This is a genomic window from Anaerococcus senegalensis JC48, from assembly GCF_000321005.1.
GTDB classification, from domain to species: domain Bacteria; phylum Bacillota; class Clostridia; order Tissierellales; family Peptoniphilaceae; genus Anaerococcus; species Anaerococcus senegalensis.
This window is the reverse complement of sequence record NZ_HE578907.1, coordinates 12,524-25,850: the sequence shown is the minus strand read 5'-3', so window position 1 is coordinate 25,850 and position 13,327 is coordinate 12,524. Positions and strand designations below refer to the sequence as shown.

General features: G+C 28.1%; 19 protein-coding genes and 1 tRNA gene. 5 read left to right on the top strand and 15 right to left on the bottom strand.

Translation table 11 applies throughout. The features are described 5' to 3' along the window. Positions 1-111: 111 nt before the first annotated feature. The 4 genes from ASHG_RS00260 to ASHG_RS00250 all read left to right on the top strand — a co-directional run bounded on the left by ASHG_RS00260 (position 112) and on the right by ASHG_RS00250 (position 2,286). Positions 112-759: a helix-turn-helix domain-containing protein gene (locus ASHG_RS00260; RefSeq protein WP_040396716.1), complete on the top strand. Its 648-nt coding sequence runs from the start codon at positions 112-114 to the stop codon at positions 757-759. Positions 760-819: 60 nt separating this feature from the next. Then, positions 820-1,323, top strand: coding sequence for a hypothetical protein (locus ASHG_RS00255; RefSeq protein ID WP_040396714.1), 504 nt, complete (start codon positions 820-822; stop codon positions 1,321-1,323). A 171-nt stretch (positions 1,324-1,494) separates the two neighbouring features. Further along, a complete protein-coding gene (locus ASHG_RS09450; protein ID WP_262359281.1) occupies positions 1,495-1,626 on the top strand; it encodes a hypothetical protein in 132 nt (43 codons plus the stop codon). 261 nt (positions 1,627-1,887) lie between these two features. Beyond that, entirely contained in the window at positions 1,888-2,286 is a 399-nt protein-coding gene (locus ASHG_RS00250) for a VOC family protein (RefSeq protein ID WP_040396712.1), read from the top strand. A 20-nt stretch (positions 2,287-2,306) separates the two neighbouring features. Here the strand turns inward: ASHG_RS00250 and ASHG_RS00245 are convergent, their stop codons facing one another. The 5 genes from ASHG_RS00245 to ASHG_RS00225 all read right to left on the bottom strand — a co-directional run bounded on the left by ASHG_RS00245 (position 2,307) and on the right by ASHG_RS00225 (position 5,735). Then, positions 2,307-2,789 carry a nucleoside deaminase gene (locus ASHG_RS00245; RefSeq protein ID WP_040396710.1) on the bottom strand — a complete coding sequence of 161 codons (483 nt, stop codon included), beginning with the start codon at positions 2,787-2,789 and terminating at the stop codon, positions 2,307-2,309. A 74-nt stretch (positions 2,790-2,863) separates the two neighbouring features. Then, a tRNA-Arg gene (locus ASHG_RS00240) sits at positions 2,864-2,940 on the bottom strand. A gap of 69 nt (positions 2,941-3,009) precedes the next feature. Then, a complete protein-coding gene (locus tag ASHG_RS00235) occupies positions 3,010-4,206 on the bottom strand; it encodes a D-alanyl-D-alanine carboxypeptidase family protein (protein WP_244264209.1) in 1,197 nt (398 codons plus the stop codon). Positions 4,207-4,243: 37 nt separating this feature from the next. Then, a complete protein-coding gene (locus ASHG_RS00230) occupies positions 4,244-5,077 on the bottom strand; it encodes an aminoglycoside 6-adenylyltransferase (protein WP_040396707.1) in 834 nt (277 codons plus the stop codon). 76 nt (positions 5,078-5,153) lie between these two features. Then, complete coding sequence (locus tag ASHG_RS00225; RefSeq protein WP_040396705.1) at positions 5,154-5,735, bottom strand: NUDIX hydrolase; 582 nt, start codon at positions 5,733-5,735, stop codon at positions 5,154-5,156. 105 nt (positions 5,736-5,840) lie between these two features. Here ASHG_RS00225 and mscL point away from each other — a divergent pair, with 105 nt between their 5' ends. Next, complete coding sequence (gene mscL, locus ASHG_RS00220) at positions 5,841-6,248, top strand: large conductance mechanosensitive channel protein MscL (protein WP_040396704.1); 408 nt, start codon at positions 5,841-5,843, stop codon at positions 6,246-6,248. Between the two features lie 50 nt (positions 6,249-6,298). Here mscL and topA read toward each other — a convergent pair whose 3' ends face one another. From topA to rpsP, 10 genes are all read right to left on the bottom strand, one after another. Next, entirely contained in the window at positions 6,299-8,356 is a 2,058-nt protein-coding gene (gene topA / locus ASHG_RS00215) for a type I DNA topoisomerase (protein WP_040396702.1), read from the bottom strand. Beyond that, a complete protein-coding gene (gene dprA / locus ASHG_RS00210; RefSeq protein WP_040396700.1) occupies positions 8,357-9,436 on the bottom strand; it encodes a DNA-processing protein DprA in 1,080 nt (359 codons plus the stop codon). It lies immediately after the preceding gene. Then, positions 9,437-9,793 (bottom strand): YraN family protein, encoded by a 357-nt coding sequence (locus ASHG_RS00205; protein ID WP_040396698.1) that lies wholly within the window; start codon positions 9,791-9,793, stop codon positions 9,437-9,439. Further along, positions 9,790-10,422 carry a ribonuclease HII gene (locus ASHG_RS00200; protein WP_051145854.1) on the bottom strand — a complete coding sequence of 211 codons (633 nt, stop codon included), beginning with the start codon at positions 10,420-10,422 and terminating at the stop codon, positions 9,790-9,792. Before ASHG_RS00200 ends, ASHG_RS00205 begins: the two co-directional genes overlap by 4 nt. Then, positions 10,409-11,245, bottom strand: coding sequence for a ribosome biogenesis GTPase YlqF (gene ylqF / locus ASHG_RS00195; protein WP_040396697.1), 837 nt, complete (start codon positions 11,243-11,245; stop codon positions 10,409-10,411). The genes ASHG_RS00200 and ylqF overlap by 14 nt, the downstream gene beginning before the upstream one ends. Positions 11,246-11,328: 83 nt before the next feature. Continuing rightward, positions 11,329-11,676, bottom strand: coding sequence for a 50S ribosomal protein L19 (gene rplS / locus ASHG_RS00190; RefSeq protein WP_040396696.1), 348 nt, complete (start codon positions 11,674-11,676; stop codon positions 11,329-11,331). Further along, complete coding sequence (gene trmD, locus ASHG_RS00185; RefSeq protein WP_040396695.1) at positions 11,648-12,367, bottom strand: tRNA (guanosine(37)-N1)-methyltransferase TrmD; 720 nt, start codon at positions 12,365-12,367, stop codon at positions 11,648-11,650. The genes rplS and trmD overlap by 29 nt, the downstream gene beginning before the upstream one ends. Further along, a complete protein-coding gene (gene rimM / locus ASHG_RS00180) occupies positions 12,360-12,845 on the bottom strand; it encodes a ribosome maturation factor RimM (RefSeq protein WP_040396694.1) in 486 nt (161 codons plus the stop codon). The genes trmD and rimM overlap by 8 nt, the downstream gene beginning before the upstream one ends. Continuing rightward, positions 12,842-13,066, bottom strand: coding sequence for a KH domain-containing protein (locus ASHG_RS00175; RefSeq protein ID WP_004812081.1), 225 nt, complete (start codon positions 13,064-13,066; stop codon positions 12,842-12,844). Before ASHG_RS00175 ends, rimM begins: the two co-directional genes overlap by 4 nt. 4 nt (positions 13,067-13,070) lie before the next feature. Beyond that, positions 13,071-13,316: a 30S ribosomal protein S16 gene (gene rpsP / locus ASHG_RS00170; protein WP_019117400.1), complete on the bottom strand. Its 246-nt coding sequence runs from the start codon at positions 13,314-13,316 to the stop codon at positions 13,071-13,073. Between the last annotated feature and the right edge of the window lie 11 nt (positions 13,317-13,327).

Here is a 13,327-nt window from a genome sequence, read left to right as displayed (position 1 = left end):
ACGAAGACATTAACTATAAATTTTTTCAGACTATTATATAGCTATAAATTTTGATTTAAAAAAACTTAATCATTCTATATGTTATAATAAATTTAGTAAGATAGAAAGTTTGTGAAATTAGGAGATAAATTAAAAGCTATAAGGACTGAAAATAATATGTCCATGGAAGAGCTTAAAAACATGTTAAATTACAAGTACGATTTAAATATATCAAAGTCTATGATTTCAAGATGGGAAAATCATAAGAGTGAACCTTTGAATACTTATTTGTCAGCATATGCGAGAGAATTTAATTTAGACTTGAATGACTTATTAGATATAGAAGACAAAAATGACCTCTCCAACATACCAGGATTAAAAATAATAAAAAAGTTCGTAACAGTTCCCGTACTTGGAGAAATAGCCTGTGGTAAACCAATCTTTTGTAATCAAAATTATGATAATCTATTACAAATAGATGCGGATTTAGGAAGACCTGACTTTTCTTTAACAGCAAAGGGAGATTCTATGGTAGATGCTGGAATATATGACGGAGACATAGTATTCTTTAAAAACACATCATTAGTAGAAAATGGAAAAATTGCAGCTGTTATAATAGATAACACAACAACACTAAAAAGATTTTTCAAAAATGAACATGAAATAATTCTACAACCAGAAAACAAATCCTACTCTCCTATCATAATAAGAGAAAATGACGGTCAAGAAGTTAGAATACTTGGTGAAATGGTTGGTATGTATTATACGAGTAGTAAATAATTTGATATATAATCTCCAATGGGATTTTATATAAATACATAAAAAAGAAAGGAAGAAAAAATGAACAAAAAAGCACTAATACTAGCATTATCTTTTGTAATGTTAACAGGATGTGGAAACAAGACAGACGATACTAAATCTACTGAAAGTAATAAGGCTTCTGTAGAAAGTACTGAAAAAGTAAAAGATGATAATAAATCTAATGTTAAAAAAGATGAACCAAAAATAATTGGTGGAGAAGAAAAAGGAGAAGGTAACATTACTCTATCTACGCCAGGTGGTGAAGGTAAAGATGTAACACTAATAGTTGATGAAGAAACTGTTATGACTTCCATTGGTTTGAATGCTGAAAGTGTAGATGTTGATGGAAATGAACCTACAATAGTATATGTTGACGGTGATAAAAACAAAACCTTACAATTATCAAAAGATGTACAATCACAAGAATCATTAAATTTAGAAGAAGAGAATCTCACTGAAGGCAAACATATTGTAGAAGTTATACAAGAAAAAGGCGGAGAACAAACATTCTATAGACAACTTTCATATACTGTTAAAAAATAATAAAACACGCTGTAAAAAAAATACACACAAAAAAAAAGACTCCCACGCTAATCACCATAAAAAGCTAGAGTCTTTATTAGTATACAGAAACTATCCTGCTATTTAATATACAGAAATCATTCTGTTATTTAATTATAGCATACTTTAGGTAAATATATAAGGAGAAAAACAATGCAAACAACATTCACTATTATAAAAAGAAAAGATAGTGGAAAATGGCAAGCTATAATTAGACAAAAAGAAAACAACACTTGGAAACAAGTAGAATCAAAAACATTTGAAAAAATAGATACCGCTCAATAGTCATACAAAAGGTAAGTCTATTAGCAATAATTGTAGATATCATATTTTGCAGGTAATAAAGTAAAAACAATATTAGAATCATTTATTCACTCAACAAAAACAAGAAACTTATCAAAAAAGCAATAAACCGTTTATAAGATTTGTGACGGATTTTTGACGTAAAAACTAATAATATCATAAAAATACTTGAAAACAAGAATAGTAATTTACTTGATATTATTATACCGTTATGTTAAATTTAAATAAAGAAAGGATTTTAATATGGCAGTTGGTATATCATTTAAAAATGGGAAATGCTTAGAAGCTATTAATTATTATTGCGATATATTTGACATCGATCCTCCTAAAAAATTAATTAGATATTCAGATTTTGAACAATATAATTTCCCACTAGAAGTTAGAGATAGAATTTATAATTCAAAACTAGAAATTTATGGAAATAATGTATATTTATTTGATACTACAGATGATAAACATTGGCTTAGTGGAAATAATGGAAGGGTTGTAATTGAAACAAATAGCGAAAATTTATATAAAGCTTATTCTAAATTAAAAAAAGAATCAAAAATATTGATGCAACCTCAAAGAATTAATAAGAAATTATTTACTACATTGATTGATAAATATAATGTATTTTGGCAAATTATTGCCACATCTTAACTAAAAAGATTCTTGCGATATTAGCTGCAAGAATCTTTTTTTTCTTTTTTTCTTTTTTCTCTTAATTTTTTAAAAAAACTTTGTAATATTTCCAAACTTTCATCTTTCATTAATCCAAATTCTGCATCCAAAAAATGAAGTTGACTTCTATCTCCAGTTATATTTGTATTTGATCCACAAGCCCCTCTTTTTACATCAGCAAGAGCTATCACAAGTCTATCAATTCTTGAATTTATTATTGCACCAGCACACATAGAACAAGGCTCCATTGTTACATACATTGTGCAATTTTCAAGTCTAAAATCTCCAACAAATTTGCTTGCTTTTTCTATGGCTAGAATTTCTGCATGCTTTAATGCAGATTTTCCTTTGTAGGTATAATTGTGACTTCTGGCAATTATTTTTTCATTTTTTACAATCACACAACCAATCGGAACTTCATCTTCAAGCCTTGCAAGTTTTGCTTCATTAATTGCCTCATTCATATAAAAATAATCATCCATAAAAATCCTCTCATTTTAAAAAAATTACAAACAAAAAGACTATTGCTAAATAATTTTGCAATAGCCTAAAAATTTGGCGTCCTGAAGAGGATTCGAACCTCCGACACCCGCCTTAGGAGGGCGGTGCTCTATCCAGCTGAGCTACCAGGACTTACTTTTTTATTATAGCAGAAAGAATAGATAATGTAAATATTTTCTATTCTTTCTATTCTTTCTATTTTTATCTAGCAATAATACATTCAACTAAAAAATTACAAGCGTCAGAAATAGTTCTTTTTATTCTAGTAAAATTAGATGATTTTTCTTGATCTTTTTTACTAACCAAATTAATTTCATAAGATTTATCTTTGTATGTTATATATTCTTTTCCAAGTTTATCACCTTTTTTTATAGGTCCTTTTATATCCTTTTTAATTTGTATTTTTACATTTGGCATTGACTTATCTTTTATAATAAATCCAACATTTTGATCAGGATAAAGCTCTACATACCCTTCTTTTACTGAATTAACTTTCACAGAATCGCTTGGAATTTTCTTATCTGCTATTTTTTTATAATTAAAATATCTTGAAACATAATAAATTAAATCTGTCATAGCAGCATCTCTTGTAGGATGATCATCTGCTCCCATAACTATTCCAATTGCCCTATATTCATTTTTAGGATCAAATTTTCCCATATCTATTGTTGTAGTCAAGCAAGATCCAGCCTCATTTGTTGTTCCTGTCTTTAATCCATCAACCCCTTTTATTTCATTTTTTAATGGAATTGTAGATTTCTTGTGAATATTTTTTTTACTATCATCAATTCCACCCATATTTGAATATTCCAAAATATCTGGATATTTTTTTAAAATATATCTCGTTAATTCAAATAAGTCTTTGGCTGATGATGAGTTTTGATAATCATCTTCTGTATTTACCCCAGAAGCATTGTAATATTTTTGGCTTATTAAATTTAATTCTTGAGCCTTTTTGTTCATTTCTTTTGCAAATTCATCTTCACTTCCAGAAATTTTACTAGCTAAAAGATTAGCACAATCATTTCCACTTACAACAATTAATCCAGTAATTAATTCTTTTATGGTATATTCTTCATCTTTTTTAATTCCCAAAGAAGAATATTCAGGTCCTGTTAAGTCTTCAGCTTCTTTTGTTCCTTTTACTTTTGTTTCGTAGGAAATTTTTCCACTATCTATAGCTTCTCTTGTAAGCAAAAATGTCATTAGTTTACTCATAGAAGCAATTGGATAAGTTTTGTCAGCATTTTTTTGATAAAAAATATCTCCACTTTCTTGATTTCCTATTAAGTAAGATTTTACATTTGCATCAACACCAATTACATTATCTCCTTTTTTTGCTATTGATTCATCAGCAAAAACTTCTAATGGAGAAAATAATAATAAAAATGCCAGCAAAAATGCACAAAATTTATACTTTTTTTCATCTATCCTCCTACACTTCCAATGATTCCATTTTTTTATAATTTTTTCTCAAAAGTTTTAATGTATAAACGTCATCTCTTTTTGGATAAGAATAATCTAATTTTTCTGCAAAATCCATACCTATTTTTCTATACAAATGACAAGCTTTAAATATAGAATCATACACATCAACAACATCTCTTGAACCAAAAGTTAAAATCAAATCATCTTTAATTTCAGCTTCCAAAGTATGAATTAAATTTTCACCAAATTCTCCAGCATCTTTGGTCTTATTAAATTTATCAATTACATACCAGTTTAGAATTTTAAAAAGTTCATCTCTCATAGCTTGCATTTTAAAACCTGCACTTATTATATCCCTTGACATTAAATAAAAAGATACATCCAAGGCTAAAGAGAAGAAATTCTTACTAGATTCATCAAACTCAAATTCTCTAGGAAGCTTGTACACAACATTATTTTCGCTAATCTCTTCTTTTAAGTTAATTTCATCACATATAAATTCAATATTTCCAGGACAAAGTTTTATAAAATCTCCTGCCAAATCATTAGAAATAATATTTAAAGAAATTTTGGTAGAATCATTTGTATAAATTTCAAACTTAGTAAATTGTTGATTTTTTTTATCATGTTTAAAAAAATCTTTTCTCTTATTTACTATAGCATAATCATCAAAAATATTTTCCAATTCATCTTTTATTTTTGAAATAATAATATCGCTATAAACTGTATATATATTTGCAAAATATTCATTATTATTGTCTTCCTTTACGAAAAAAATCGCCTTAACTTTTTCATTAGATTTTGAATAATCTCTTAATTTTTCTATAATATAATTTTTCATAACCACATCTTTCTTTTATCTATAAAATAATCTCGTACTTTAATTTTACCACAAATAAAAAATCATTATAAGATATTTATACATCATAAGATTTAATAAAATCTTTTAAAATCTCTGCGGTCATTCCCCAAATTACAGGTTTAGTATCATAAAAATAAAAAGTATGATATCTTTGCCAAAAATTATAATTTCTGCCATTAGGAATTTTTTCAAAAGGAAAATCATCGGGAAGATCCATCAATAATTTTGCCCTATATTTTTTTGGAGGATTATTTTTTAAATAATCTAAAGATACAGTAAAAATGGAAGAAACTTCTACATTGTAAGAAATATGTTCAAATTTTTTATTTATTCTGCCAAAATAAGCCTTAATAATTCTTTCAGATGAAGATAAAATCATTGAAGAATATCCTTTTAAAGAAATATCTTTTTCACCTAGATTTAATTCTTCTCTGCACTCTCTTATTGCAGCCATCTCAAAACTTTCACCCTCATTTACTCCACCACCTGGAAAAGAAACTTCACCTTTTTGTGAAACAATATCACTTCTAACCTCAAATAAAATATGATCTTTTCCATCAATATTTATTATCGGTATAAAAACTGCATATTTGGATAATTTTTTATAAAATTTTTCATCAACTTGTAAATTTTTCATAATTTTTCTCCTTATAATTACTATACTATTTTTAAAATATTTTTTGTCCTATACATTTATAAGTATATGAGTATAATATAAAGGAATAAAAAATAAGGAGATATTATGTGGAAAGAATTTAAAGAATTTATTTCAAAGGGAAATGTTGTTGACTTAGCAATAGGTCTTATCATGGGATCTGCTTTTACTGCAATTGTGACAGCGATTGTAGATGGAATTTTGATGCCAATTATTTCAGGACTTACAGCTGGAGTTGATTATGAAGATTTAACAGTTAATTTTTTTGGAGCAAAATTACAAATAGGTAGTGTTATTAATGCAATTATCACATTTTTAATAATTTCATTATTTCTATTTTTAATTGTTAAAGCATTAAATAAGGCAAAAAAAGAAGAAGTTGTAGAAAAAACAACAAAAATTTGTCCTCATTGTAAAAGCGAAATAGACATTGAAGCAACAAGATGTCCTCATTGTACATCAAAACTTGAAGGATTTTCTGAAGAAATTAAATGATTTTTTAAAAATAAAGCAGGCACATTGGCCTGCTTTTTTAATACAAAATTCTATCTTCTTTTTTCTTTTACATAATCACAAGAATTACATTTTATTTCATCTGTTGACCTATTTTTTTTGTGGACTAAAAGGTCTCCACATTTTGGACATTTTTCTCCTGTTGGTGGATCCCAAGTTGCATAATCACATTTTGGAAAATTTGAACAACCGTAAAATCTTTTGCCTCTTTTTGAAACTTTTTCTATAATTTCCCCATCTTCACATTCTGGACATTTAACTCCAGTTGTTTTTATTATTGATTTGGTAAAATCACAGTCTGGAAAATTTGTACATCCTATAAATTTTCCGTTTCTTCCATGTTTTTCTGCTAGAGGGTGACCGCACTTCGGACATTTTTCATCCAAAATTTTATCTTTTACCTTATAATCTGTCCTATCTTTTGAAACTTTTTTTATATCTTTTTCAAATCCCTCATAGAACGATTTTAATACATCTTTCCAATAAACTTCATCTTGAGCAATTTTATCAAGTTCATCTTCCATCTTTGCTGTAAATTCTACATTTATTATGTCATCAAAACTTTCTTGTAAAAAGTCATTTACCCTTATACCAAGTTTTGTTGGAAGGATTTTTCTTTGTTCAAATTTTACATAATTTCTAGAAATAATTGAAGCTATTGTTGATGAATAAGTTGATGGTCTTCCTATTCCATATTCTTCCAAAGTTTTCACCAAACTTGCTTCAGTATAATTTGCTGGTGGTTTGGTAAAATGTTGGTCTTTTTTAACATCAATAGCTTTTATAATATCTCCATTTTTCAAATCTGGTAGAATATTTTCATTTTCTTTTGCATTTGAAACTTTCATAAATCCATCAAATAAGGTAATCTTTCCATTTGTTTTGAATATTACTCCATTTGAATCAAAAGAAATAGATGTTGATAAATATTCGTAGTCAGTCATTTGACTCGCTACAACCCTTGTCCAAATTAATTTATAAAGTTTATATTGCTGATCTGTTAAATATTCTTTTACACTTATTGGATCGTTGTAAATAGAAGTTGGTCTGATTGCTTCATGGGCATCTTGACTAGTTTTTGCCTTTTTCGAATAAGAATTTCCCTTTGAAGCGTATTTTTGACCAAATTTTTCCTTAATATAGGATAAACTTTCTCCAATAATTTCATTAGAAAGTCTTGTAGCATCAGTTCTCATATAAGTTATAAGTCCAACTCTTCCCTTTTGACCTAAATCAATTCCTTCAAACAATTGTTGGGCAAGAGACATTGTGTATTTGGTGGAAAATCCTAACTTATTTGATGCATCTTGTTGGAGGGTTGAAGTTGTGTATGGCTTTTGGGCCTTTCTTTTCTTTTTTGTTTTTTGAATGTCAATAACTTCAAACTTGTCTTTATCAATCCTATTTAGGATTTTTTCTGCTCCATTTTCATTGGAAATTTTCATTTTTTTAGATTTTGTTCCATAAAATTCAGAATCAAATTCTATTTTACTTTCCTTGTGTTTAGCAGTAATTGTCCAATATTCTTCAGGTACAAAAGAATCTATTTCTTTTTGTTTATCAACAATTAATTTTAGGGCAACTGATTGAACCCTTCCTGCAGAAAGCCCCGATTTTACTCTTTTCCACAAAATTGGAGAAATTTCATAACCTACTATCCTATCCATTATTCTTCTTGCTTGTTGACTATCTACCAAATTTTGGTCGATTTTTCTAGGATTTTTTATAGCATTTTTTACATTATTTTTGGTAATTTCATGAAATTCAACCCTATTTAATTCATTATCATCAAGGTCCAAAAGATATTGTAAATGCCAGCTTATTGCTTCACCTTCCCTATCAGGGTCTGTTGCAAGATAAACTTTTTCTACGCTTCCTGCTTCTTTTTTTAAGGCATTAATTGTTTTTGCCTTTCCACGAACCTTTATATATTTTGGTTCAAAATTATCTTCTATATCTACTCCAAGTTTTGACTTTGGCAAATCTCTAAGATGACCGTAAGTTGCTCTTACCTTATAATTAGAACCTAGCATCTTAGTAATTGACTTAGCCTTGGTTGGAGATTCTACTATAACTAAATTTTTTGCCATTTAATCCCCTTTACATACATACTCATTATTTCCCATATTTTCTATATAATCATTTAATTCTAAAAATATCAAAATATAATTTACATCCTCAATCGACATGGATAAATTTTGCGAAATCTCATCTGCACTTGAAGATGGCTTGTCGATTATATACTTTACTACATTTGCAGCATCTTTATCAAGTCCATCAAGATTTATTTTTCTTTTTTCCTTATTTATATTTTTAAAATCTTCAATTTCATCTATTATATCAGATGCATCCATAACAAGCTTTGATCCTTCTTGAATTAATTTATTGCAACCTTTTGAATAAATTGAATTTATATTTCCAGGAAGACAAAACACTTCCCTTCCTTGATCAAGGGCAAAATTTGTTGTAATCATAGTTCCAGATTTTTCTTTTGCTTCAATCACACAAACTCCCTTGCTAAGTCCTGATATAATCCTATTTCTTCTTGGAAAATTATAGGAATTTGGTGGAGTTTCTAAGGGAAATTCTGAAATAATTAAGCCATTTTCTTCAATTTTTTCATACAAATATTTATTTGCCTTGGGATAAACTATATTAAGACCTGAGCCAATTACCCCAATTGTTTTTATATTATTTTCAAGGCTTACCTTATGGCTTATTGCATCAATTCCATAGGCAAGTCCTGAAACTGTCCTTATATTTGTATCTTTAAATCCTTCAACGATTTTTTTGCATGCCCATTTACCATAGTCTGTACATTTTCTAGCGCCTATAAAGGCAAGGGCATTTTTGTCTTCTTTTTCAATTTTTCCCTTGTAATAAAAAAGAGTTGGCTTATCGTCTATAAAGGATAAATTTATCGGATAATTTTCATCATAAATAGTACAAATTTTGTAATTTCCTTTGATAACTTTTTCCTTATAAGTTTTAAAATCTTCTAAATTTTTCTTAGAAAAAATCTTTTCTCTATTTTTCTTAGTCAATTTATCAAAGATTTTCCTATCAAGGTCAAAAAAATCATCCATATCAAGATTTTCACAAAAATCCAAAATTATCTTGTTGGATAAATTTATAAAATTAAAATATAATAGTAATTCTTTCTTTTTCATCTAATCACCAAATGCATTTTTTATGTAATGAATCATCTTTTCTTCAAGATATACTTCACATACATCAAAAGAAATTAAAAAATCACCCAAGTCTTTTTCAATTAAATAAGCTTGGGCTGTTTTTTTGATTCTTTCTTGTTTATAATAATCAACATCCAAACTTGCAGGCTTAAAATTATCATTCTTTCTAGTTTTTACTTCAACAAAGGTCAAAATATCATCTTTTATTGCAATGATATCAATTTCACCAAAAGATTTTAGGAAGTTTCTTTCTAAAATTTGATAGCCTTTTTTCTCTAAATATCTTGCAGCTATATCTTCCCCAAAATCTCCTATAGATCTTTTTTTACTTTTCATATAAAAGATAGCTGCCTTTGATGAAATTTTCTTAGAAAAGTTTTTCTATGAATTGGGCACTCACCATATTTTTCTAGTCCATCGTAGTGCTTCTTTGTTCCATATCCTGCATTAGTTTCAAAAGAATAATAAGGGTAAATTTTTGAGAAATTTTCCATTATTTTATCTCTACGAACCTTTGCAAGAATTGATGCACAAGAGATGGAATATTCATACAAGTCACCCTTTACAATATTTAATTGCTTGATATCAGTATCAATTCTTTCAGCATCAATCAATACAATTTGAGGTTTTACTGAAAGATTATTGAGAGCATTTTTCATAGCATATCTTGTAGCTTGTTTTATATTAATTTTATCAATAAGAATATTATTTGCATATCCAAAAGAATAAGAAATTGAATCAGCTATAATTTTTTGATAAAGTTCTTTCATCTTTTTTTTGGATAATTTTTTAGAATCAGTAATCCCTTCTATATGAGAATCTTTTTTCATAATTACTGCACAGGCTACAACAGGACCTGCCAAGGGTCCCCTTCCAACTTCATCAATTCCTGCAATCAAATCATATTTTTCGTGTATTTGTTTTTTAATTTCATCATTAAATTCAGAATATCTAGGCTTTTTCAATTGTTATCCTTCCAAGTTTTCCACTTCTAAAATCATTGAAAATTAAATTTGCACACCTTGTATAATCAACTTCGCCTTTTCTAATTATGGCTCCTCTTTTTAAGCCAATCTGATCATAAATTTCTATAGCTGAGCTAGTAGGATCGATCTTATATCTTTCTTTTAAATTATCCGGATAAAATTCCTTCATAAATTCTAAAAATTTTAGGCATAATTCTTCAACATTTAAAATTTCATCTTTAATTGCGTTGGTAAAAGATAAGTGCAGTCCTGAATTTCCTTCAAGTTTTGGCCACAAAACACCTGGAGTATCCAAAAGTAAAATTTTTTCATTTGTTTTTATCCATTGTTTTTGTTGGGTAACTCCAGGTCTATTTCCAACCCTTGCTCCCTTTCTTTTGGCAATATTATTAATAAAGGTAGATTTCCCAGAATTTGGAACACCAACAACCATCATCCTGATATTTTCATTTTCTATATTTTTTTCTTCATTTTTTTTGAATTTTTCTTCTAAAATTCCTCTAGCTGTATTATAAATTTGCCTTGTATTAATTTTTTCCTTAGAATTCATCTTTATAGCTTTAATTCCATTATCTGCAAATTTTTTGATCCATTTTTCATTCTCATTAGGATCTGATAGGTCAGTTTTATTCATTATTATAATCCTATCTTTTTTTTGGGTTATTTCTGAAATCAACGGATTTCTAGATGAATCTGGAATTCTTGCATCTATTACTTCTAAAACTATATCAACAAGCTTTAGAGAATTTATAATTTCTTCTTTGGTCTTTTTCATATGACCCGGATACCAATTTATATTCATATATCCTCCTAATCTTTATCTTATATTTTATCACAAATATTTGTGAATTTATAAAATAAAAAAGACCCTTTGGGGTCTTCTTATTAATAATTTGTTTTTTCTTTAACTTTTGCAGCCTTACCTTGACGTCCTCTTAGGTAATTTAGTTTTGCACGTCTTACCTTACCACGTCTTACAATTTTAAATGCTTCAAGTCTTGGTGAGTGATAAAGGAATGTTCTTTCAACTCCTACACCATAAGAAAGTCTTCTAAGTGTGAAAGTTTTTCCAAGATTTCCTTCTTTTATTTTGATTACTACACCTTCAAAGTCTTGGAGTCTTGTTTTGTCTCCTTCTTTGATTCTGTAGCTTACTCTTACAGTATCTCCAACTCTAAAGTCTGGATTATCTTCACGTAGTTGTTCATTTTCTATTTTTTTGATTAATTCCATCGTGATCCTCCTTGATATATCTATCGTATAAATCTCTTCTTACTTTTTTAGTTTTTTCAAGAGATGATTTCTTTTTCCATTCGTCTACTAATTTATGATTTCCACTATAAAGTTCTTTTGGAACCATATATCCATTGAAATTTCTTGGTTTTGTGTACTCATCATATTGTAGTAGACCATTGTAGTGTGAATCTGTAACTAATGATTCTTTTTTTCCAACAACTCCACCAATAAATCTTGATAGAGAATCTATTAACACCATGGCAGGGATTTCACCACCTGTTAAAACATAATCTCCAATTGAAACTTCATAATCAACATAGTGATTGGTAATTCTTGCATCAATTCCTTCGTAATGACCACAAAGTATTACCAAGTCTTCAAAATCTGCAAATTTGATTGCTAATTTTTGGTTTAGGATTTCTCCTGCTGCAGACATGTAGACTACTTTTGATTTTGAAGTTTTATTTGCTATTAGGGCATCATAAATTGGCTGAGGCTTCATTAGCATTCCTGCTGCTCCACCAAAGACTGTATCATCAACCTTGTTGTGTTTGTCCTTGCTATAATCTCTTATATCAACAAGATTAATTTCAATTAGTCCTTTTTCTATTGCCTTTCCTATAACTCCATAGTTTTTTAGAAATTCGAAAGATTCTGGAAAAAGTGTAAGTATAGTTATTTTATTCATAATCTTTGAAGTTTTCCACTTCTATTTTTTTATTTTCTAAGTCAACATTTTTAATTGTAGCATTTAAGGCTGGAAGATAAACTTCCTTGCCATCTTTTTCTATTACATAGATGTCGTTTGGATAAACTCCTGATATCACATCTTTTATAAAACCAAGTTCTTGATTTTTTTCATAAACTTTTAGTCCAACTAAATCAAATAAATAATATTCTCCATTATCTAATTTCTCTAAGTCCTTGTCCTCTATAGTAAGTTCGTGTCCAATAAACTTTTCTACATCATTAATATCATCATAGTTCTTGAGTTTTATGATAATATTACCCTTATGCTTAAAAGATGATTCAATTGTAACCAAATTTCCATCAAGAAAAAGTTTAGATTCCTTTTCAAATCTTTTATCATTATCAGAATAAGATTTTATTTTAAGGTTTCCTTTTATCCCATGTGTTGTAAGTATTTCTGCTACAGTTATTTTCATATTCTTATATTAACCTTAACATCTTCTTTTACTGCACAAGCACGAGCAATAGTCCTTATAGAATTAATTATATTTCCACCTTTTCCAATTACTCTTCCCTTATCAGCTTCTGCAACGTTAATTTTAATGTCAACTTCTCCGTTGTCTTCTTCTAATATTATTCCTACAGCATCCTTGTTTTCTACAAGTTCTGTAACTATTAGTTTGACTAATTCTTTCATTTTCTTATGCTAAAACGTTGTTGTCGTTAAATAATTTTTCAACTATTGATGTTGGTTTTGCACCATTTTTTATCCATTGTTTAGCTTTTTCGTTGTCAATTTTGAATTCTTTTGGTTCAGATACTGGATTGTATGTTCCAATTTCTTCGATGAATTTTCCATCTCTTGGACTTCTAGAATCTGCTACAACTACTCTGTAAAATGGTCTTTTCTTTTGTCCCATTCTTTTTAATCTAATTTTTACTGCCATCATAACCTCCG